Here is a 22,029-nt window from a genome sequence, read left to right as displayed (position 1 = left end):
AATAGAAGAATTACTTGTTTTGTCAGATGGTAGTTGCTTCAAATACCTAGTTTTTATTCCTGTTTTGATAAATAATTGAAATGGAATATTTATTTATTAGAAACAACATACATTAAAATAAAGATGAACGCAAAGATTATTTTATTAATTTTTCTGACTTTTGGTCTTAAAATTAACGCTCAAGTTGGGATTTCGAAAGATGCGTCTTTTAGTCCGGATTCAAGAACGCAACTGCATGTAAAGCAGGACAATAATGCAGCCCGACTACCTAGGGCAAATACAGCCTCTGTATTACCTACTTCCGCTACAGGTACAACAGGTTCGGGTACACAAGGTTCCATAATTTATAATAGAGAAACAGGAAGTATAGTAGAAAATGACGGGACAACATGGAAAATCTCTGATCCGATAGTTTCTAATTTGAAAAATAATAAAATGGCACGTTTTATTAGAAGTGCCGTTATAACTGCAGATTGTGGTACATGTGGACTAGGCTGTGGAGGAGTAAATAGATCGTGTCCAACTAGTGGAGGAGCTATGGATGTTACTTTCACGTCTCCGAGTCCGGCTTTAAATGAAATTTCTTCCGATGTATCTTTAGCATCAGCCACCAGTAATGTTATTAATATTAAAACCCGAGGATTATACAAGATTTCCTTTAAAAGTGGTGCTATTGATGTTAAGACGCCAGCATTGTGTTTAGGGGTAACTATTAATTTATATTCGAGAGTAGATTTAGAAACAAGTACTTCTGCAGCTCCAACGACATGGAGACCTATTACAAATAATTCTTCAAGTTCGACCAGTGGAGCATTATCGTTAAGCAGTATTTCTCCAAATGCAATTGATGTGGGACAGTCATTGTCATTTACCTATATAGGTGTTTTCAATGCTGGAGATAATCTTAGATTAAGATTTTACGGAAATCAGAATATAAGTACAGGAGTATGTACAGGGCTTATCGGTGGAAATGCAATGTCATTTTCCATGAATACTGTAGGAAATGGAGTATCAGAAATAATTGTTGAAAAAATAAATATGCAATAAGATGAAAGCAAAATTAATTTTTATATTACTGATATCACAGGTTTGCTGTTATGCTCAGGTTTCGATTGGTACTAACGTTAGTAGCAACAAAAATATATTAAAGATTGTTGATGGAACAAAAGGTGTTATACTTCCTTCTTCCAATATTTATACCTCTTTTCCGGCTTATAATGCCTCAGTGACTGATTTATTTAATGACAATGCAAACCTTACGGGAAGCCTTATATACAATAAGAATGATGACCAATATTATAAGTATGATGGCTATGCTTGGAATCCTGCGAGGCAGATACAGGGGATTTATCATCCTAAAGGTTCCAGATTAGGAATTTCTTCAGGAATTTCAATTCCTTGTTTGGCTTTTGGATTAGGAATCTGCCTAGCATTGGGAGCACCTGAATATCTTGCACCTGATGATAAGAGTGAAGTTCTTGTTGATAACCTTTTACTTAAAAATGCAAGTTCAGTAACAATTAAACAAGCTGGGATGTATGATGTAGGTGCTGCATTAGGATTTACAGGTGGGAGTCTTGGAGCACAAGCTGGTATTACTGAGTTTAAGCTAACATTACAGGTAAAATATACACCTAGTTCAGAATGGGAGACAATTGTATCAAAAACTAATTATTCCATAATTTTTATCATTGATACTCAGGGTAATAAAACCTCAAGTTTTTCTCAAACAATATCCCTTCCAGCAGGAGCAGAGTTGAGGGTTGTGCCAGGAATTACCACTATTTCAGGTTCAGGAGGATCTTTGTCAGCTTATGGTACAGATTCCAATTCAATTAATTCATACATCGCTGCACGTTTAATTAAAGCTTATTAATAATGAAAAGATACATATTCGGCTTGTTTTTATTTGTATTAAGTATATACAATGCACAAGTAAACTTTACAAATATTCCTAATCCTGATGTCAATGCCAATGCTAATGATAAGGTGATGATGTATATCACAAACACTAATGAAGCCTCAGGAGTAAAAGGATTTGGTCTTCCGGCTGTGGAAACGGTAACGGATTTACCTTATACAGGGGCAAATGCTCCTACTACAAGGATAGAAGAATTACGAGGGATGTTATTATTTGTTAAAAGTACAGGCCTGGCAATGGTTTTTGATGGTTTGGTATGGAGTAAAGCATTTGAGGTGGAATCAGATAATATTTCAAGATTTCAACTGAATCAGGTTGCTACAACCTCTGGCTCAGTGTTTTTGCCTATAAATCCTCTTATAGATAAACCCAATTTTCTTGCAGATCCATTAAGGCTTAAAACAAATGTACCTGTAACAGGTGATGGTCTTAATAGACTGTATATCCGTCAGACTGGTTTGTATAGAATCAATTTAAATTTGAATCTCACAGGTGCTGCTGGAGCATTCAGTAGCAGGTTGGGAGCAAGTTTATATGTCAATGATGCTAAAAGAGTTCAGCTTTTGGAAACTACAGTTAATCATGACGGAACCAATAGAAAAATCAGTTTGGACTTCTCTGTATATGTTGTTCAGGGACAATATATTACTTTAGAAGCAATATCAGAAATAGGTGGTACGACTTCTTATACAGTCACAAACGGAAGTTATGTGACGGTGGAAAAAGTATTGTAAGGACACAGTGTAACTATATATTTTTATGATTTTAAGGGAGTCGCTTTCATTTATTGGAAGCGATTCTTTTATTCTATTGGTATTATTTCGGGGTTTGATTAATGTTTTTTAGCTTTGCTGAAATTTTTCACGAAAATGGAAATGCAAAAAGATTTTTTTATATATCAGGCTCAGACTACGAGATTCGCGGCGGGTTTTGAAGTTGAAAAAGCAGAAGGAAGCTATATTTATGGTACAGACGGAAGAAAATATCTGGATTTTGTTGCAGGGGTTTCTGCGAATACGTTAGGGCATTCTCACCCAAAGGTTGTCAATGCTATCAAAGAACAGGCAGATAAATATCTTCATGTAATGGTGTATGGAGAGTATGCTCAGGAAAAACCGGTTGCTTTATGCAAATTGTTGGCAGAAGCTACTCCAGAGCCTTTAGAAATTACCTATTTGGTAAATAGTGGAGCAGAAGCCATTGATGGGAGTTTGAAATTGGCAAAAAGATATACAGGAAGAGAAGAAATTGTTTCTTTCAAAAATTCTTATCACGGAAATACGCATGGTGCTTTAAGTGTTTCTGGTAATGAAACTCATAAAAGAGAATTTCGTCCGTTGTTGCCAATGGTGAGTTTTATTGAATTTAATAATGAAAATGAATTCAGCAAAATTACCGAGAAAACAGCTTGTGTTATTTTAGAGACTATACAAGGTGCGGCAGGGTTTTTAGTTCCAAATAATGATTACCTGATTAAACTTAAAAAAAGATGTGAGGAAGTAGGGGCTCTTTTGATTTTGGATGAAATTCAACCGGGATTTGGAAGAACCGGAAAGTTGTTCTCTTTTGAACATTTCGGAATTGTTCCTGATATTTTGGTGATGGGTAAAGGAATGGGAGGTGGAGTTCCTGTAGGAGCTTTTATGAGTTCCCGAAAAATTATGGAAACTCTGGCACATTCTCCAAAATTAGGACATATTACAACTTTTGGAGGAAATCCTTTGATTGCAGCTTCCTGTCATGCCACATTAAAAGAAGTTCTAGAAAGTGGCTTGATGAATGAAGTTGCTGAAAAAGAAAAATTATTCAGAGAACTGTTGGTTCATCCTAAAATTAAGAATATTAATGGTAAAGGATTGATGTTGGCGGTTAATCTAGGTTCTCCTGAATTTACTTTAAATGTTGCTAAAAAATGCATGGAAAAAGGTTTAATCGTTTTTTGGCAGTTGTATAGAAATGAATATCTGAGAATTTCCCCTCCTTTGACAATTTCTCTTAATGAAATAAGAGAAGGATGTCAGATAATAATTGATGTTTTAAACGAAAATTAAAATAAAAAGCTCTTCGAAATGAAGAGTTTTTTTATGTAACTATGTATCTAAAATGTTATTTTAACTTTAGATGGTTGTTTTCCTCTTGTAGTCTTTCTATTTCTTTTTTCAATAGTGAAATATAATCTTGTAAACTTTCTAGTACGGTATTAGGAATGCTGAAGTATTGGTTATAATTTCCAGAATTATCATGAAAAGTAGAGTTGTCATTATTTATGGAAAATTTACTTTCGCTTTCTTTAATTGACTCTACAGGCACTTCAAGTGCTTCGGCAAGTTTTATCCATTCATCATCATAAATTTTTACTTCTCCTCGTTCCTTGCGAGAATAATTTGATGGATCTGTGGAAAGTATTTTTGCCATTTTTTCCTGAGACATACCTTTTTGTTTTCTAACGTTTTTGAGTTTTTCTTGTATCATTTTGTGATTTTATTTGTTACAAAAATATGCAAAATATGTATAAGTTTTGCAAGAAAATTACATGAAATTTGCATGTGTTTTTCACTATTGAGTGTAAAATGTTATTATATTTGAGAATCAATTGATGAGAGTTTGTTGATGTATGTGCGCAAATACATTAACAAATTCAGGAAATTACGCCAAGAATTCGTGGCAGAACAAATTATTGATATTTAAAATTTTAAAAGATGAAAAAATTAAAAGGAATGAAGAGTAATTTCTCTTCATTAGAAAACAAAAAATTGGAAAATCTGCAATCTGTAAAAGGAGGGTCTGCAAGTTCAAGAAAATCTCCTTCAAATGCTGGTGGAGCTGTAGATCAGGATTATTACACAGATGATGGTTCTGGTAATTGGAAATGGGTGGGTAGACACACTCTTAGTTTTGAAGAGAATTAAATATTCTAAGAGGAAAGATTTTTCTTTCCTCTTTATTATAATAACTTAATCAGCTCAAGTATTCAGTTTTTATTTTCATTTTATGTCCATGAAATTACATTTTTATATATCATGTTTTTTAGTGTTTTTATGTGCTTCTTTGTTGAATCAATGTAAAAAAAATCAAGATTTAAGTTATATAGAGTACTATCAAGAAGTTAATAAGATTGATAGTTTATATAGGATTACCAATGATCCTAAGGATATTATTAAAAGTTATAAAAAGTTATTTCAAAAATTTCCACCAAAAAATCAAAACCATATCCAAGAGCTTGAAACTTATATAAGGCTGTCAGATCAACAACAAGTTGATTTTGGAGGCAAAACAATTCTTTATCGTTTAATTGAACAGAATACTCCATTTATTGATGAAAATTTATTTCCACTTTTTAGAAAATATGGAATTGATAGTACAGAAGTACGTAAAAGGATTATGGAAATGAAAAATAACATAGATAAAAAACTTTTAGATTCTCTTACATTAGCCTCAAAAAGAGATCATGAAGGAAATAGGACAGATCCAATAATAATGAAAAGGAACGATAGTAAAAATCTAAACCTATTTTTATGGATTTTCGATAATTATGGATTTCCTTCAGAGCAAAAAGTAGGAACATCAGGAAATGATGGTGAGCCACTAGCAATTATTACTATTCTTTCACATTTGATATGTTTAGATTATGATAAAATATATCCCAAGCTAAACGAATACCTAAAAAAGGGAGAAATCTCTCCACAAATGTATGCTATTATTATAGATAAATATTATCTGTGTAAAAATAACAAAACTTATTACAATCTTTGGGAGTCAGTATCAAGTGAAGATTCTTTGGAGATTAATCGTAGACGTAAGGCAATTGGTCTTCCTAGTTTAATGCATTATTCTAATATCAAGAAAAGTTTCAATAATAGAAAATGATACTTATTATATCTAATCAAAAAGATCAAACAACTACGGAGGTTATAAAATGGCTTTTTGTAATAGGGAAAAGTTTTATAAGAGTGTCTGAAAATGAAACTTTTGAGATTAAAACAGAGGGTAAAAGAATATTTCTTGAAAGTAAGAGAAATAATTTTTTTTTAGATGAAATAACAAGTGTATGGTATAGGAGGAGTGGAATTAGGTTTAGACAATATAAATATAAAAATGAGTCTGTGGATATTCATATGCATGAAACGCAACATTGGCTTCAAGATTATGTTTTGAAAAAATTGGAATCAAAAAAACATATCAATACGCAGAGTAATAGTCATATTAATAAACTTTTAGTGCTAGAAAAAGCGATGGAGGTAGGCTTAGATGTTCCTAAATACTTTCTGTCTGAAAATACAGATGATGTAGTTATTGATAAAACTATAGTAAAGCCTATTGCGGGAAACCCAATGTTGGAATCTATTGATAGAAATCATGATGGAATTATGTATACCTCAATAGTAAACAAACCTGAGAAGGAAAAATTTTTCATTTCTTTTTTTCAAGAAAAAATTGAGAAAGATTTTGAAATTCGATGTTTTTACTTGGATGGTAGAATTTGGTCAATGGCAATTTTTTCACAGAATGATGATCAAACTAAAGTTGACCATAGAAAGTATAATTATGAAAAACCTAATAGAAATGTGCCTTATAATTTACCTAAAGTTATTGAAGAAAAAATATATCTATTAATGAAGGGGTTTGACCTTAACTGTGGTTCTATTGACTTCATTAAAAGTGGAAATAAGTATTATTTTCTGGAGATAAACCCGATAGGACAATTCGGTAATGTTTCTGGGGGATGTAATTATAACTTAGAAAAGATAATTGCAGAATACTTGTAAAATGCATAAATTATAATAGAACCTATGAATGAAAAGAATAAATTACCTCTTACTTTCAAATATATGGAGGTATTAAAGAAAAAAAAATCTGATAAAAACTCTGGAAAAGATATAGTTTATTATATTGAATGTGAAAAATATAAAACCTGCTTCTATGAAAGAGAAAGACCAAATAAATCTTTTGTAAGAATGCTATGATATATTTTAATTTATTTAGTAATATTTTAATAACAAAAGGAGTAACTAGAATACTTGTGTCAGATTTACAAAGAAATGTATCAGAATTATATCCTTTGGAGCTATATGAGGTCATAGAAGAATTGAAAATAAATTCTATTGAGGATATTTTAAAGAAATATGATGTTGAATCTAAAGAAATTTTTAATCAATACTTAAATTTTCTTTTAGGTAAAGAATACGGTTTTATTACGGAGGGAAGTTGGGATAATAATTTACCTCCTTTATCTTTAGAATATCATGATTACTCTTATATTTCGGATGCATTTATTGAGATGGAAGATTGGTTGGTTCTTAAGAAAATTCTGTTTTCTGTAGAAAGTTTAATGATCAAACATCTGGTTATTTATTCAAGTAAAAAATTAAATCAAGAAGAGTTTTTAGAGATTGATAATATATTCGAAAATTCAGCCCTGCAAGGAATTGAAATTTTTTCTCCTTTTCATGAACAAATCAATAAAACTTTTATTAAAGGGCTTAACGAGAAAACAGCGAGAATTTATAATCTCGTTTTTTATAATTGCAAAAGGAATCCCTTTAAAATAAAAGATGAATTTAGGTTTACAATTAATTTTACTAGTTCTGAACTTGAGTTATCATCTTGCGGAAAGGTTGATATGAAATATTTCAATACTAATATGCCAAAAGTATTAGAAGCAATTAATCACAATTCTTGTCTTCACAAAAAAATAGGCATTGATAGATTTGGAAATATTAAGAATTGTCCATTAATGCCCCAAAGTTTCGGAAATATAAAAGAGATTACATTAGAAGAAGCGTTAAGTAAATCTGCTTTCAGAAAATATTGGAATTTAACCAAAGATAATATAGAAGTCTGTAAAGATTGTGAATTTCGTTATATCTGTACGGATTGTAGAGCATATACAGAATGTAGTCATACAAATGAAGATGGTTTAGATATTTCTAAACCTTTAAAATGCGGATATAATCCTTATACTGGAGAATGGAAAGAGTGGAGCAAAAATCCCCTAAAACAAAAAGCAATACAGTTTTATTCGCTATATAAGTAATTTAATATGAAAATCTCATTGTAGACCCTATTTTTATAAAAATAAAAAATCTGGCAAAAGATATTTAATATATCTGATAAATATCATGAAGAAAGTGTAAAAAATTAAATTCAATTTTGTGTAATAAAAAAATTAATTTATATATTGCGGGACGATTAAAACAAAGATTATATGGCGAAACATAAAGTCCATTACGAATTTCCAATGCATTGTTTATCAGAGATTTTGTATGAATATCTGGCGACTGCAGAAGGATTGTCTGAATGGTTTGCGGATGAAGTAACAGAGAAGGGTGATGATTTCTTTTTTAGTTGGGGGGGAGGTCCTGCTGAGAAGGCGACTTTGATTAGATATAAGCCTGAAGGATTTGTACGTTTCAGATGGGAAGAAGATGAAGGAACCAAAAATTTCTTTGAGATGACGATTGTAATAGATGATATTACAGAAGATTTGTCATTAAATATTACAGATTTCTGTGAAGAAGGTGATGAAGAAGAAAATGCAATGTACTGGGAAAATCTAATTGAAAATCTTAGAATAAAATTAGGTGCTGCTTAAAAGTAGTTGTACTCAATGATAAAACTGATGAACGATTTATCGTTCATTATTTTTTTATAAATAAATCAAATCTAAAATTGGAAAATAAATATTTTACATCAGGTGAATTGAAGGTTAATAACAGAGCGTTTCTTTTTGGAGATGCCGTAAAGGTTTCTTTTTTTGTAAGGAATGCTAAGCTTATTATGGATGAAGAGTGTTACTTTTTTCTGATGGCATCCATGAGAAAAATGAGAATGAATATTCCGTTGACTTATACATTGGAGTTTTTTCAGTCACTTTTTCAGAAAGATGTTATCGAAGGAAAAGAAATTGAAAACGGAATTATCAATTTTCAGGTATATAGAAATCAGGATGAACTGACGTTGGCAAAATCATCGGTTTCGTATTTTTATGAAGTTAATGAAGTAGAGGATGTTCTTAATGTACATTCAAGACCTTTGGAATTGGATTTAATAAAAGAGATTAATGTAAATAACAATCTTTTGAGCAATATCAGAGTTCACAGTCCTGAAAATATTTACGGAGGTATTTATGCTCAGGAAAATGATTTGGATGATGTTATTTTGCTGAATCCGAATAAAAGAATTGCTCGTACAACTTCAGGAAATTTATTGTTTTTAGAAGGTAATGTGATTAAAGTTCCTAAGCAGACAGAAGGTGCTTATATCTCGCCTTTAATGGAAAACTTCGTTACTTTTTTGCATAAAAATAATCTTGCAGATATTCAGGAACACGAAATCATCGCTTTTGAATCTCAGAAAGCAGAAGAGATTTTGTTGATTTCTGATGAGAAAGGCATATTTTCTGTAGGTAAAATAAGAAATAAGACTTTTGAAAGCTCCCGTTTTTCTAAAATGGTAGAAAGCTGGAGAAATAGTTTTTAAATTGACAAACCCGGTAAACAACAAAGTTCCAAAGTCCTTTACCGGGTTTTATTCTGAATAAATCAGAATTTGTATTTTTATTCGTAAAACCTGTTCACGAAAATATACACAGTGTTATTGCTTTTTGTAGTAAGTGCGGTGTAAATAAATGGGATTTAAGGTCAAAAATGAGTTCGGAAAAATTTGTATAATATATAATCTAAGACCTTTCATTTTCTTTAATTTTGATTACTCAAATAACGGAAATAATTTCTTAAAAATTATATAATATATTCTTAAAATTTGTTAATTTTTTAAATCCTTTTTAATATAATAAGAATACAGGTTAATTTAGCGAAATGTCTTCAGGGGAGTTTGCCCAAAGGAGATATTCACCACCAAGATTTTGCATAATAGACTTCCAGAGTTTTTGATCATTTGGTAATGTGTAGTCTAAATTGTAGACATCAACTACGGTCCACATTTTTCTCTGAATCTCATTGTCTAGCTGCATGGCGCTCCATCCGGAATATCCTGAAAAGATTTTAACATCTCCTACATTTAGTTTGTTGTTGAGAATGGCGCTGATAATGTTTTCGATGTCTTCGGTTAAATAAAAATCGTTATTGATTTCAGTGAAAACTTCCGTTACTTTTCTACCTTTTACAATAAAAAATACTTTTTCATTTTCTACAGGGCCACCATCGTAAACCTCAATATTAAAGTCGAAGAAATTTTTGAATTTATTACTCATTTGGTTATTTTTTTTATTTAATATCAACCCAAAAGCTCCATGCTCATTATGTTCAATAATAAGTACCACAGATCTGGAAAAAATATCTCCTGAAATATCTGGTGTGGAAATTAATATTTTACCTTTGTATGAGTAATTCATACTCAAATTTAATAAAAAATATTTATGGAAAACCTGCACGACAAAAGAAAAGTGTACGATAAATCCCAACTTATTGAAAGTGAGATAAAACAAAATCCGATAGAGCAATTTAGGGATTGGTTTTTGGATGCAAATGAGAATCCTGGGATTTCTGAAGCCAATGCAATGGCGATTTCTACGTTAGAAGATGATGGTTGCCCGAGAACGAGGATGGTTTTATTAAAGGCTTATACATATGAAGGTTTTATTTTTTATACCAACTATAATAGTAGAAAAGGAAAGGCGATAGAAAAGAATCATAAGGCGTGTCTTCATTTTTTTTGGCCCAATCTGGAAAGGCAAATTATAATTAAAGGAAATTTAGAAAGGATAGTGGAGAATCTAAGTGATGGCTATTTTCATTCAAGGCCAAAAGGAAGTCAGCTTGGTGCAGTGGTTTCTCCTCAAAGTCAGGTTATTCCTAATAGAGAGTTTTTGGAAGATAAATTGAAAGAATTAGAAAAAGAATATGAGAATTCTGAAATTCCCAGACCTGAAAACTGGGGAGGTTATATTGTAAAGCCTTATGAAATTGAATTTTGGCAAGGAAGACCTAATAGATTACATGATAGGATTATTTATACTTTGGATGATTTGGATTGGAAAATATCACGATTGGCGCCATAGATTTATTAATTTGAAATAAAAAAAACCTCATCAATCGATGAGGTCTTATTTTTTTTATAATCTGAATGATTATTTTTTCTTAGCTCCAGAAACTGCATTTGCAAGATCAGCTCCAGCTTTGAATTTAGCAACTTTTTTAGCAGCAATCTTGATTGGTTTTTTAGTTGCAGGGTTGATACCTTGTCTAGCTGCTCTTTCTGCTACTGAGAAAGTCCCGAAGCCTACTAGAGAAACTTTTCCGTCTTTTTTCTTTAAAGTAGAAGTTACGTTACCGATGAAAGATTCTAAAGCAGCTTTAGCTGCAACTTTTGTGATACCTGCATCTTTTGCGATTGCGTCGATTAATTCAGACTTGTTCATAATTTTTAATATTAAAGTTAATTTCGTAATTATAGCAAATATAATACAATTTTCTAATTGTGCAATTTTTTTACTAAAATATATAATTTTTTTTTGATTTTCAACAGAAACTATTAAAAAATGATAATTCATATTTTTGCGAAAAATCTACGATACAGGTTGCTAAAATCATGCCAAATACTTATTAATATTGACTTTAGCAAAAATGTGAAATTGTTTTTTGTATTTATCAAATTCCTAATTTTGTATAAACTATTAATAGTTTTAGGGATATGGTTGTGTATTTTGTAAGTAAAGTTTGTTAAAAATGGTTATAATGAAATTAAACTACTGGGTGTCTGTTGGTTTTAAATTCATTTTAAAAGCCTGTTTTATAAATTTTTATTAATAAATTTGCACCATGTTAATAGAAGTTTTTAAGTCTAAGATTCACAGGGTGAGAGTTACGGCTTCTGACCTGAACTATATTGGTAGTATTACAATTGATGAAGAACTTATTGATGCTGCCGGATTGGTGGTTGGTGAGAGAGTTTATATTGTAAATGTAAATAATGGAGAACGTTTTGATACGTATGTTATTAAAGGAAAAAGGAAATCTGGTGAGATTTGCTTAAATGGTCCTGCTGCTAGAAAAGTACAGAAAGATGATACTATTATCATTATTGCTTATGCTCAGATGACTCCCGAAGAAGCAAAAACTTTTCAGCCAAAAATTGTATTTCCGGACGAAAAAACAAATCTTCTTACTTAATCTATGGAGAAAAAATCATCAAGTCCTTTAAAATCTATACTCACAATAGTAATTTCGCTTGCGATAGCAGGCTTTTTTTTATGGTTTGCTCTTAAAGATTTTGATTATGAATCATTCCAAAAATCTTTATCCAAGGCTAATTATTGGTGGGTTTTATTTGCAGCATGTTTTGGGATTGCGGCTTATTGGTTTAGAGCTGTTCGTTGGAATTTGATGCTGGAACCGATGGGGTATCCTGTGTCAACCTCCAATTCGCTTTGGTCAATTTCTTTTGGATACTTAATGAATCTTACCATTCCAAGAAGTGGAGAGGTAGCCAGAGCTACTGCTTTGTATGGAGTTGAAAAAGTTCCTGTTGATAAATCTTTCGGGACAATTATTCTTGAAAGAGTGGTAGACTTGGTTTGTATGTTGGGGTTTTTAGGGTTGACATTGATTTTCAAGTATGAGGCAATTCTTTCTTTTTATAAAAATTCAGGAGTAAATATCAATCCGAATAAAATTTTAATTGGATTATCTATTTTAGGATTAGGAGGTATTTTATTTTTTGTGTTTAAAAAAAGATTATCTAATGTCCCTGTTTTAGATAAAATCATCAATTTTATAGATGGTATTTTGCAGGGTTTAACTTCAATATTCAAATTAAAACAAAAAGGAAAATTTATTCTATACACGATAGGAATTTGGGTTTCGTATTACTTTGCAGCATATTTGGTATGTTTTGCATTGCCTGAAACTTCAAACTTTACTGTAGCAGACGGATTTTTTATTATTGTTGTCGGAACTTTAGGAATGATGATTCCTGCAAGTGGAGGGATTGGAGCCTTTAATCTGGCAATGAAATATGGCTTTATGGCATTATTCCTTGCTGTTGGAAAATCTGCTGAATTAGGAGGTGAAATGGGGCTTACGTATTCATTTATTTCTTTACCTCTTCAGATTGTTATTATGTTGGTGATGGGGTTGATTTCTATTCCAATGTTGGCAAAAGCAAGAAATAAAGCAAATTCTAAGAAAGAATTCTAGACTTTAAGTATTATTTTAAAGTATAAAAAAGACTATCAAAAAAAATGATAGTCTTTTTCTTTATTTTTCTGAATTAAATTTTATCCAAATGCTCTTTTCAGAAGGCTTTCCACCTTAGGTTCACTTCCTCTGAAATTTTTGTATAATTCCATTGGGTCTTTTGTTCCGCCAGATGAAAGAAGAACTTTATATTTTGCTGCAATTTCAGCATTAAAAATTCCGTTTTCTTTAAAATACTGAAAAGCATCGGCATCCAATACTTCAGCCCATTTGTAAGAATAATATCCGGCTGAATAACCCCCTTGGAAAATATGAGAAAAACTTGGACTCATTGCAGTTTCAGGATTTACAGGATAAAGCTGAGTTGCTTTTGTGTATTCGTCCTCAAATTCCTTAACGTTTTTATTTTCCAGCTCTTCAACTTTTGTATGATAATTCATATCCAGCAATCCGAAACCGAGTTGTCTCAACGTTTGATAACCTTCCATGAAGTTTTTGGATTGCTCGATTTTCTCAATTTTTTCATCAGGGAGAATTTCTCCTGTTTTATAATGTTTAGCAAAGGTTTTCAAAAATTCCGGTTCATAACAGAAGTTTTCTAGGAACTGAGAAGGTAACTCAACAAAATCCCATTTTACAGAAGTTCCTGAAAGAGTAGGATATTGTGTATCAGCCAACATTCCGTGAAGAGCATGTCCAAATTCATGGAATAAAGTCGTTACTTCTTGGAATGTCAACAGGCTTGGTGTATCTTTCGTTGGTTTGCTAAAGTTGCAGACAATAGAAATATGCGGACGAGAATTTTCTCCATCTTTTTTGTATTGGTTTTTATAGCTTGTCATCCAAGCTCCTGCTCTTTTTCCTTTTCTTGGAAAATAATCAACGTATAATAAAGATTTGTATTCTCCGCTTTCTTTCACTTCATATACTTTTACGTCTTCGTGGTACTTCGGAATGTCATTTCTTTCTTCAAAAGTTAACCCAAAAAGTTTATTGGCTAAACCAAAAACGGCATCCTGAACCTGATTTAATGGGAAATAAGGTTTTAATTCTTCATCATTCAAATCAAATTTAGCTTTACGAAGTTTTTCAGCATAATAAGAATGGTCGTATCCCTGTATTTCGTCAATTCCGTCAGCTTTGGCAAGAGATTTTAATTCTTCAATTTCTTTGTCGGCGTAAGGTTTCGCTTTTACTAAAAGTTCATTTAAAAACTCAAAGACTTTAGTTGGAGACTTTGCCATTCTTTCTTCCAAAACATAGTCTGCATAATTGATGTAACCTAATAATTCTGCTTTTTGCTGTTTTAAATTTAAAAGCTCTTTAATGAGGTTTTGATTGTCAAATTCACCTCCGTCAAAAGATTTTTTACCATTTGCTAAAGCTATTTCTTTTCTCAATTCACGATTTTCTGCATACGTCATAAAAGGAACGTAGCTTGGGTATTGTAAAGTAATAACCCAGCCTTCAAGGTTTCTTTCTTTGGCTTCTTCTGCGTATTGTTCTAAAATAGCATCAGGAATTCCGGCTAAATCTTCTTTGTTGATGATATGTTTGAAATAATTATTGGTTGAAGCCAGAACATTTTGTCCGAATTGAAGAGATTTTAAAGAAAGTTCCATGTTGATTTTCTTTAATTTTTCTTTGTTTTCTTCGCTTAATAAAGCCCCGCTTCTTACAAAACCTTTGTAGGTTTCGTTTAAAAGCATTTGTTGTTCTTCGTTCAGACTGTATTTTTCTTTCTCATCATAAACTTTCTTGATTTTATTGAATAGGGCTTCGTTTTGAGAGATTTTAGATGAATATTCCGTCAAAATAGGTGAAACTTCCTGAGCGATTTTTTGTAATTCATCACTTGTCTCGGCGGAGTTTAAATTGAAAAATATATTAGAAACTACATCAAGTTGTTCTCCTGAGTATGCTAAAGCTTCAATTACGTTTTCAAAAGTTGGTTCTTCTAGATTGCTGACAATAGCGTTAATTTCTTCTTCTGATTTTTGAATTAATTCTTTAAAAGCAGGAAGGTAGTCTTCGTTTTTTATATTATTGAAAGGTGCAGAATGATATGGTGTATTAAATTTTTCTGTTAAGATATTCATTTTTTGACTTTTAATTATTGTAAATGTAAGGAATCATAGTGATTTGTGGAGTGATTGCTCAAAAATAATGCCTGAATGAAAAGTTGTGACAAAATTGTTTATCTTTAATTAATCTTGTCATATGGAAAGTTGATATGAGGCATGGAATGATTAATTTTGACAATAAATTTTTATAAAATTAACCACTTAATATTATTTAACTATGAAAACAATTTTGAAAATTTTAGGTATAATTATTCTTTTAATTATTGCATATGCTGTAATTGCAATGCTGGCTTTCAGTAAAGATTATCATTTTGAAAAGTCAATTATTATAAATGCCCCGAAAGAAAAAGTTTGGGAACAAGTAAGTTCTATGAAAGCTTTCAATCAATGGAATCCTTGGTTAAAGCTAGATAAAAACATGAGTCTCGTCTATAGCGGAACTGCGGGAGAAGTAGGGGATAAATATTGTTGGGACAGCCAGAATGACGATGCGGGAGCAGGTTGTCAGGAAATCAAAGAATTGGTTTTAGGTCAAAAACAAAAAACAGAGATGATTTTTAAAAAACCATTTGAAGGGCAGGCTACTTCAGATATTATTTTGACTTCTGAGGGAAATGCTACAAAGGTAACCTGGACGATGGATACTGAACAGGATGCGATGATGAAGGTTATGAGACCGATGATGGATTATCAAATGGGAAAATCGTACGGAGAAGGCTTGGATAATCTGAAAAAATTGTTAGAATAATAAAAATAAGTGGTCTTGTAGAAAATTTTACAAGACCATTTTATTCAAAAAATATTATCTTTATGTAAAGATTCGATGGTATGGAGAAGATAGTGTTTGAGAAAAATGACATAAGAAATTATGTGCAAAACGTGATTGCTGAAAAGATTGAGAAATTGAAAAACTTTATTGAGTTTACGCTTGAAGCAAGTCGCGATATTAAAAAGACTCCGAAGTATGATAGTATGAGAGAGGAAATGCAGGAGGAAATTTATCAGATGCAAAGACAGCTCGGAGCCTTGCATGATTTGAAAAAAAACATGGTAAAAGTTTTAAATAATTCTACTGAAAAAATTCAGTTGGGTTCTTTAGTAATTACCAATAAAGCACGTTTTTATATTTCTGTTTCGTTGGGAGAATTCTTCTTTGAAGGAGAACGTTTTTATGCAATTTCTCCTGAAAGTCCGATGGCTAAAAAGATGATGGGTATGAAATCAGGAGATGAATTTATCCTGAATAATATTCACCAACAAATTGTAGAAGTTTTCTAATATCAATATTAATGTAAGTGTGCATTAATGTTTAATATATTAAGTTACTTATTGTAATTTTGCTTCTATGAATAAAGCAGAAATTTTAAAAGAAATAATAGAGCAAAGAAGGAGTGTTTTTCCTAAAGATTATAGTGATACCGAAATTTCTCAGGAGATTGTTGATGAAATTTTAAATTCAGCAAAGTTTGCTCCCAATCACAAACGTACTAAACCATGGCGCTTTAAGATTTTCAAAGGTGAAGAAAAATCGAAATTGGCTTTGGAAATGCAATCTATTTATAAAGCAACACAACCGGAACAGCTTTTTTTAGAGAAAAAATATCAGGATATAGGCTTTAAAATACATAAAGCAAATGTTGTGATTTCTATTGTTGTCAATTTCAGTGGGATGATTCCGGAATGGGAAGAGATAGCTGCTGTTTCAATGGCTGTACAGAATATGTATCTTTCCTGCACAGCAAACGGAATCGGTTGTTATTGGAGTTCTCCAAAGATTGTAGAAAATCTGAAAGAATCTTTGTTAATCGAGGAAAATCAGAAATGTTTGGGATTGTTTTATATGGGAATATCTAATGTAACAATCTAACAGTTTACTAATCTATCAATGAAAAATTGCCTCAAAAAGTAGTAAATATATTGTTTACATTATTAAACTGATAAATTGTTATATTTAATAATTGTTACATTAGAATTTTTGTTTATCTTTGCACTCTTAAATATTTAACTGGGACGAGTTCCCCTAAAATTAAAACATTATGTCAGTAAAAATCAGATTACAAAGACACGGTAAAAAAGGAAAACCTTTCTTCCACATCGTGGTTGCAGATTCTAGATCAAGAAGAGATGGTAAATTCATCGAAAAACTAGGAACTTACAACCCAATTACTAACCCTGCAACTATCGATTTAAATGTTGATTCTGCTGTAAAGTGGTTAAACAATGGTGCTCAGCCAACTGATACTGCAAGAGCTATTTTATCTTACAAAGGTGCTCTTTACAAAAAACACTTACAAGGAGGTGTTGCTAAAGGTGCTTTTGATGAAGCTGAAGCTGAAAAAAGATTTAATGCTTGGGTTGAAGCTAAAGAATCTAAAGTTCAAGGTAAAGTAGAAGGTTTAGCTACTGCTAAAGCTGATGCTAAAAAAGCTGCTTTAGAGGCTGAAGCTAAAGTAAACGAAGCTAGAATCGCTGCTGCTGCACAAGCTGAAGCTGATGCTAAAGCTGCTGAAGAGGCTGCTAATGCACCTGCTGAAGAAGTTGCTGAAGCTACAGAAGGTGAAGCTCCTGCTGCTGAAACTGAAGAAAACACTGAAGCTTAAGAAAATCCTGTATGCGTAAAGAAGATTGCTATTTATTAGGAAAAATCACACGCAGACACGGACTTGCGGGAAACGTTATCCTTAAATTGGATACAGACCAACCCGAGCTTTACAATAAACTGGAATCAATATTCGTTGAAATCAACGGATTATTGGTTCCTTTTTTTATTGAAAAATCATCCTGGAGCAAATTAGATGCTCTTAATATCGCTTTCAAAAATTCTACTGAAGCTCTTGTTGATCAGTCTTTGGGTAAAGATGTGTATCTGCCTCTATCTAGTTTGCCAAAACTTACAGGAAAACAATTTTATTATCACGAGATTATAGGTTATAATATTCTTGATGAAAATGATAATGACTGTGGAGTGATTAGATCTGTGAACGATCAGACAGCGCAGGTTTATTTTATTACCAATCTTGACGGAAAAGAAGTTGTAATTCCCATTATCAAAAACTGGATTATTGAGGTTAACAGAGAGGAGAGATTCATCAAGATGGAGCTTCCTGAAGGCTTGATAGATGTCTTTTTAATTCCTTCTAAAAAAGACGAATAGTTTTTCTTAAATACTATTCGTCAAAATTTCTATTTTTTCATACATTTTATTGAAGAAAATTTTTCTGTCTCTATTTCCTGAGGTAGTCATTGACTTTGAATTTTTAATCTGATGATCAAAATAGTTCTTTGTCTCATTGCATGTTTTTACATCATTAATTAGGAGGTATCCAAACATATTGACAGGTATAGCAAAAAGCGACTGTTGAGGATGATGAAAGAAGATATCGTTGGAAAGATGCATCAATTCGTTTTCGTACAAATGAAATTTTGGATTGTTCTCTGTTTTTTGTTCGATATATTCAATCAATTCCTTTAATTCTTCCAGTATAATTTTAGCTTCATTTTTTTGTAAGAGTCTGGTGTCGCAATAAAATGAAATCTGTTGCAAAATACTGGAGATAGTCATTTCATTCCATAATTCTACGACATTTTGTTCTTCATATTTTTTTCTTAATTCTTTTGTGTCGAATTCAAAATTTGGTGGAGAAAACTGTGAGAAAGGAGATGAAACTTGTTTCGCGTTCAATAAATTCATCCATACATAGATTTTGAATCTTGCAAGTAAAGTATCGGAAAGGGTATAAAAAAACGGGATGTCTTTCGCTGAATAGTAAATTGTCATTTCTTCAGAAAGAGGAAGGTTTTCAAAAACATTGAGGTTATTCCGAAAGAAAGATTGTAAATCCTCTGTTTCGTTTACTGCTGATGTTTTTTGTGCTAAAATTTGATTGTCTGATGTTATGAATTGATTTAATGAAATTTGATAATATTTAGCGAGCTCTAAAGCTTCATCCATACTGAATTTAGCTTTCAAAGAAGTTCTTCTGTGAGCTGCATCGTAACTAATATTGAGAATATTGGCAATTTCATCATTCAAAGATTTTTGACCTATTTTTTTACGGATTTCTTTGAGTAAAACTTCCTGATACATGTTTTTTGTGATTTTCACAAATTTACTTATTTATTTTTATTTTTTTTCGCATTTATTTTTATGCTTTTCGAGGATAATTTTGGCTTATAATTTTAAATAATAAGCTATGAAAAATTTAATTTTATGTTGTACAGTATTATTTTGTTCCCTTTTTAAGGCACAAATTGGAAGAGATAAAGAGTGGGAAAGTGCAATATTAATATTAAGTACAAGAATAGAATGTACAAGTTTTGACAACAAAGGATTCCTTTCAATAGGAATGAAAATTCCATCAGAAAATGGTAAAAATTATTACAGTTTAAGAGGGCATTTTAATTGGTGGGATTTACCTGAAAGGAAATTTATCGTTATTCCTGAACTTGATTATTTTCATAAAATTAAATCATTCGAAGGTCAGAAGGCTGTGATACGCAGCTTATATTTGGGGGCAGGTATTACACCCAATGCGGTTTCTCCGAAATTTGGTATTAATTTTTACTACTTTTTTACCGCAGAATTAGGTTACAATTATGAATTTACTCCCTATAAACACTTTTCTACAAAAGGGTTTAGGTATTCTTGGGGTATCAATCTAGTTTTTTAAATTTTTAAAATATTTGTTATGAAAGCGATACCTTATTTACTAATTGCTGTAAGATTTGTTCTTGCACCCATAATTCTTTCTTTGGCTTACTTCAAAGAGAAAAATTCAAGTGTTTTAATTCTTTCATTAATGTATCTAGGACTATTAACAGATATTTTTGACGGAATCATAGCCAGAAAAGTGGGGGTTTCCTCAGAAAAACTGAGAAGATTAGATAGTCAGACCGATTTGATTTTTTGGCTTTCGTTAGGTTTTTCTTCTTACTTTTTAAATCCAGAGTTAATTAAAAACGAATGGCAAGGAATTGTTTTAATCTTCGTCATGGAGGCGTTTTGTTATGTTGTGAGTATCTGGAAATTCGGAAAAGAAACCTGTACTCATGCTTTTCTTTCAAAAATGTGGGGTTTAAGTTTATTAATTGCTTTTACTTATCTGATTGGATTCCAACAGACCGGTTGGGCTTTAAATTTGGCTGTTATACTTGGATTTATTTCCCATATTGACGTTATTCTGATTATTTTGCTGCTTCCGAAATGGCAGTATGATGTCCCAAGTTCTTATCATGCATGGAAGATTAGAAAGGGAAAAATTCACAAAAAATCAATATTCTTTAATTGATAATTTCTTAGTTTAGATTAAATAATTGTACAATGATTTAAAAAGACAGCGTAATCATCAAGTTGCGCTGTTTTTTTGTAACTTTGCAGACATTAATTTTTATACAAAAATTTTAATCAACAAATGAAAAAGCAGACAATTAAGGAAATCCTACAGGATTACAAGAAAGTATTACATCATGACATTACGGTTTACGGTTGGGTAAGAGCGTTCCGTTCAAATCGCTTCATTGCGCTTAATGATGGTTCTACGATTAATAATTTGCAAATAGTTGTTGATTTCGAAAATTTTGACGAAGAGATTATTAGTAAAATCAGTACAGCAGCTTCTTTGAAGGTTGTAGGTGAGGTGGTAGAAAGTCAGGGAGCCGGACAAACAGTCGAAATTATTGCTAAAAAAATTATCATTTTAGGAGATAACTTTACTGAAGATAGGGATAAAACTATTCTTCAGCCTAAAAAGCATTCATTAGAAGTGTTGAGAGAACAGGCGCATTTGAGATTTAGAACGAATTTATTTGGAGCTGTTTTCAGAGTGCGTCACGCCGTGAGTTTTGCAATTCATTCATTCTTTAATAAAAATCAGTTTTTCTATATCAATACACCAGTCATTACGGGAGCTGATGCAGAAGGAGCTGGAGAAATGTTTGGAGTAACGAACTTCGATTTGAACAATATTCCAAGAGATGAACAAGGAGATATTGATTTTTCACAAGATTTCTTTGGTAGAAAAACGAACTTAACGGTTTCTGGTCAGTTAGAGGGAGAAACTGCAGCAATGGGATTGGGGAGAATCTATACTTTCGGACCAACTTTCCGTGCTGAAAATTCAAATACTACGCGTCACTTGGCGGAATTTTGGATGATTGAGCCTGAAGTTGCTTTCAACAATCTCGAAGATAACATCGATTTGGCGGAAGATTTCTTAAAATATGTGATCCAGTATGTACTAGATAATTGCAAAGATGATTTAGAGTTTTTAGACAAACGTTTTGCTGAAGAACAAAAATCTAAGCCGGAAAAAGAAAGAGCTAAAGAAGGTCTTATCGAAAAACTTCAAAATGTTGTTGCCAAGCGTTTCAAAAGAGTTAGCTATACGGAAGCAATTGAGATTTTATTGAACTCTAAAGAAAATAAAAAAGGAAAATTTGTATATCCTGTTGAAAAATGGGGAACAGACCTTCAGTCTGAGCACGAAAGATATTTGGTGGAAAAACATTTTGAAAGTCCTGTAGTTTTATTTGATTATCCTAAAGAAATCAAAGCATTCTACATGAAGCTGAACGATGATAATAAAACGGTAGCTGCAATGGATGTTCTTTTCCCTGGAATCGGAGAAATTATCGGAGGTTCTGAGAGAGAAGCAAGATTGGATGTTTTAAAACAAAAAATGGATGAAATGCATGTGGATGAGCATGAACTTTGGTGGTATCTTGATACTAGAAAATTCGGTTCTGTGCCTCACGCAGGATTTGGTTTAGGACTAGAAAGGTTAGTACTTTTCGTAACAGGAATGACCAACATCAGAGATGTAATTCCTTTCCCAAGAACACCGAAAAATGCAGAATTCTAAAAATAAAA

Annotated in this window: 26 protein-coding genes; 21 read left to right on the top strand and 5 right to left on the bottom strand. The window is 31.7% G+C overall.

What is annotated here, in order from left to right; translation table 11 throughout:
• The first annotated feature begins 123 nt into the window (after positions 1–123).
• The 4 genes from OH806_RS01420 to OH806_RS01405 all read left to right on the top strand — a co-directional run bounded on the left by OH806_RS01420 (position 124) and on the right by OH806_RS01405 (position 3,972).
• A complete protein-coding gene (locus OH806_RS01420) occupies positions 124–1,047 on the top strand; it encodes a hypothetical protein (protein WP_264741907.1) in 924 nt (307 codons plus the stop codon).
• Position 1,048: 1 nt separating this feature from the next.
• Positions 1,049–1,876 carry a hypothetical protein gene (locus OH806_RS01415; protein WP_264741906.1) on the top strand — a complete coding sequence of 276 codons (828 nt, stop codon included), beginning with the start codon at positions 1,049–1,051 and terminating at the stop codon, positions 1,874–1,876.
• A gap of 2 nt (positions 1,877–1,878) precedes the next feature.
• Entirely contained in the window at positions 1,879–2,655 is a 777-nt protein-coding gene (locus OH806_RS01410) for a hypothetical protein (RefSeq protein WP_264741905.1), read from the top strand.
• Positions 2,656–2,796: 141 nt separating this feature from the next.
• Positions 2,797–3,972, top strand: coding sequence for an aspartate aminotransferase family protein (locus OH806_RS01405; RefSeq protein WP_264741904.1), 1,176 nt, complete (start codon positions 2,797–2,799; stop codon positions 3,970–3,972).
• Positions 3,973–4,027: 55 nt separating this feature from the next.
• Here OH806_RS01405 and OH806_RS01400 read toward each other — a convergent pair whose 3' ends face one another.
• Positions 4,028–4,393, bottom strand: coding sequence for a helix-turn-helix domain-containing protein (locus OH806_RS01400; protein WP_264741903.1), 366 nt, complete (start codon positions 4,391–4,393; stop codon positions 4,028–4,030).
• 227 nt (positions 4,394–4,620) lie between these two features.
• On the opposite strand from OH806_RS01400, the gene OH806_RS01395 reads away from it, so the two are divergent.
• The 6 genes from OH806_RS01395 (at position 4,621) to OH806_RS01370 (ending at position 9,400) form a co-directional block, all read left to right on the top strand.
• Complete coding sequence (locus OH806_RS01395) at positions 4,621–4,830, top strand: grasp-with-spasm system A modified peptide (RefSeq protein ID WP_264741902.1); 210 nt, start codon at positions 4,621–4,623, stop codon at positions 4,828–4,830.
• 88 nt (positions 4,831–4,918) lie between these two features.
• Entirely contained in the window at positions 4,919–5,788 is an 870-nt protein-coding gene (locus OH806_RS01390; RefSeq protein WP_264741901.1) for a hypothetical protein, read from the top strand.
• Positions 5,785–6,687: a grasp-with-spasm system ATP-grasp peptide maturase gene (gwsG, locus tag OH806_RS01385; protein WP_264741900.1), complete on the top strand. Its 903-nt coding sequence runs from the start codon at positions 5,785–5,787 to the stop codon at positions 6,685–6,687. Before OH806_RS01390 ends, gwsG begins: the two co-directional genes overlap by 4 nt.
• A gap of 194 nt (positions 6,688–6,881) precedes the next feature.
• Positions 6,882–7,955 (top strand): grasp-with-spasm system SPASM domain peptide maturase, encoded by a 1,074-nt coding sequence (gene gwsS / locus OH806_RS01380; RefSeq protein ID WP_264741899.1) that lies wholly within the window; start codon positions 6,882–6,884, stop codon positions 7,953–7,955.
• 171 nt (positions 7,956–8,126) lie between these two features.
• Positions 8,127–8,513, top strand: coding sequence for an START-like domain-containing protein (locus OH806_RS01375; protein ID WP_101239698.1), 387 nt, complete (start codon positions 8,127–8,129; stop codon positions 8,511–8,513).
• 77 nt (positions 8,514–8,590) lie between these two features.
• The gene (locus OH806_RS01370) at positions 8,591–9,400 is read left to right on the top strand and encodes an aminotransferase class IV (protein ID WP_264741898.1); all 810 of its coding nucleotides are present in this window, start codon (positions 8,591–8,593) and stop codon (positions 9,398–9,400) included.
• A 325-nt stretch (positions 9,401–9,725) separates the two neighbouring features.
• On the opposite strand, the gene OH806_RS01365 is transcribed toward OH806_RS01370, so the two are convergent.
• Positions 9,726–10,274 (bottom strand): YqgE/AlgH family protein, encoded by a 549-nt coding sequence (locus OH806_RS01365; protein WP_264741897.1) that lies wholly within the window; start codon positions 10,272–10,274, stop codon positions 9,726–9,728.
• A 24-nt stretch (positions 10,275–10,298) separates the two neighbouring features.
• Here OH806_RS01365 and pdxH point away from each other — a divergent pair, with 24 nt between their 5' ends.
• Positions 10,299–10,940 (top strand): pyridoxamine 5'-phosphate oxidase, encoded by a 642-nt coding sequence (gene pdxH, locus OH806_RS01360; RefSeq protein ID WP_264741896.1) that lies wholly within the window; start codon positions 10,299–10,301, stop codon positions 10,938–10,940.
• A gap of 69 nt (positions 10,941–11,009) precedes the next feature.
• Here the strand turns inward: pdxH and OH806_RS01355 are convergent, their stop codons facing one another.
• A complete protein-coding gene (locus tag OH806_RS01355) occupies positions 11,010–11,300 on the bottom strand; it encodes an HU family DNA-binding protein (protein ID WP_264741895.1) in 291 nt (96 codons plus the stop codon).
• 400 nt (positions 11,301–11,700) lie between these two features.
• Between OH806_RS01355 and panD the strand changes: the two genes are divergently transcribed.
• Together panD and OH806_RS01345 are read left to right on the top strand one after the other, a co-directional pair.
• On the top strand, positions 11,701–12,051 hold the full coding sequence (panD, locus tag OH806_RS01350; protein ID WP_264741894.1) for an aspartate 1-decarboxylase: 351 nt from the start codon (positions 11,701–11,703) through the stop codon (positions 12,049–12,051).
• A 3-nt stretch (positions 12,052–12,054) separates the two neighbouring features.
• Positions 12,055–13,077 carry a lysylphosphatidylglycerol synthase transmembrane domain-containing protein gene (locus OH806_RS01345; RefSeq protein ID WP_264741893.1) on the top strand — a complete coding sequence of 341 codons (1,023 nt, stop codon included), beginning with the start codon at positions 12,055–12,057 and terminating at the stop codon, positions 13,075–13,077.
• An 80-nt stretch (positions 13,078–13,157) separates the two neighbouring features.
• Here the strand turns inward: OH806_RS01345 and OH806_RS01340 are convergent, their stop codons facing one another.
• The gene (locus OH806_RS01340; RefSeq protein ID WP_264741892.1) at positions 13,158–15,176 is read right to left on the bottom strand and encodes a M3 family metallopeptidase; all 2,019 of its coding nucleotides are present in this window, start codon (positions 15,174–15,176) and stop codon (positions 13,158–13,160) included.
• 202 nt (positions 15,177–15,378) lie between these two features.
• On the opposite strand from OH806_RS01340, the gene OH806_RS01335 reads away from it, so the two are divergent.
• The 5 genes from OH806_RS01335 to rimM all read left to right on the top strand — a co-directional run bounded on the left by OH806_RS01335 (position 15,379) and on the right by rimM (position 18,315).
• Complete coding sequence (locus tag OH806_RS01335; protein ID WP_264741891.1) at positions 15,379–15,909, top strand: SRPBCC family protein; 531 nt, start codon at positions 15,379–15,381, stop codon at positions 15,907–15,909.
• An 80-nt stretch (positions 15,910–15,989) separates the two neighbouring features.
• Positions 15,990–16,439: a hypothetical protein gene (locus OH806_RS01330; RefSeq protein ID WP_264741890.1), complete on the top strand. Its 450-nt coding sequence runs from the start codon at positions 15,990–15,992 to the stop codon at positions 16,437–16,439.
• 67 nt (positions 16,440–16,506) lie between these two features.
• A complete protein-coding gene (locus OH806_RS01325; protein WP_264741889.1) occupies positions 16,507–17,028 on the top strand; it encodes a nitroreductase family protein in 522 nt (173 codons plus the stop codon).
• Between the two features lie 169 nt (positions 17,029–17,197).
• A complete protein-coding gene (locus OH806_RS01320; RefSeq protein WP_264741888.1) occupies positions 17,198–17,761 on the top strand; it encodes a 30S ribosomal protein S16 in 564 nt (187 codons plus the stop codon).
• Between the two features lie 11 nt (positions 17,762–17,772).
• On the top strand, positions 17,773–18,315 hold the full coding sequence (rimM, locus tag OH806_RS01315; protein WP_264741887.1) for a ribosome maturation factor RimM: 543 nt from the start codon (positions 17,773–17,775) through the stop codon (positions 18,313–18,315).
• Between the two features lie 6 nt (positions 18,316–18,321).
• Here the strand turns inward: rimM and OH806_RS01310 are convergent, their stop codons facing one another.
• The gene (locus OH806_RS01310; RefSeq protein ID WP_264741886.1) at positions 18,322–19,266 is read right to left on the bottom strand and encodes an XRE family transcriptional regulator; all 945 of its coding nucleotides are present in this window, start codon (positions 19,264–19,266) and stop codon (positions 18,322–18,324) included.
• An 88-nt stretch (positions 19,267–19,354) separates the two neighbouring features.
• Here OH806_RS01310 and OH806_RS01305 point away from each other — a divergent pair, with 88 nt between their 5' ends.
• From OH806_RS01305 to asnS, 3 genes are all read left to right on the top strand, one after another.
• Positions 19,355–19,831: a hypothetical protein gene (locus OH806_RS01305; RefSeq protein WP_264741885.1), complete on the top strand. Its 477-nt coding sequence runs from the start codon at positions 19,355–19,357 to the stop codon at positions 19,829–19,831.
• Positions 19,832–19,849: 18 nt separating this feature from the next.
• A complete protein-coding gene (locus OH806_RS01300) occupies positions 19,850–20,449 on the top strand; it encodes a CDP-alcohol phosphatidyltransferase family protein (RefSeq protein ID WP_264741884.1) in 600 nt (199 codons plus the stop codon).
• Positions 20,450–20,572: 123 nt separating this feature from the next.
• Positions 20,573–22,021 (top strand): asparagine--tRNA ligase, encoded by a 1,449-nt coding sequence (asnS, locus tag OH806_RS01295; protein ID WP_264741883.1) that lies wholly within the window; start codon positions 20,573–20,575, stop codon positions 22,019–22,021.
• The last annotated feature ends 8 nt before the right edge of the window (positions 22,022–22,029 follow it).

The organism is Chryseobacterium oryctis (genome assembly GCF_025971925.1).
Taxonomy (GTDB): Bacteria; Bacteroidota; Bacteroidia; order Flavobacteriales; family Weeksellaceae; genus Chryseobacterium; species Chryseobacterium oryctis.
The sequence above is the reverse complement of the archived record's forward strand: the minus strand, read 5'-3'. Positions and strand labels throughout refer to the sequence as shown.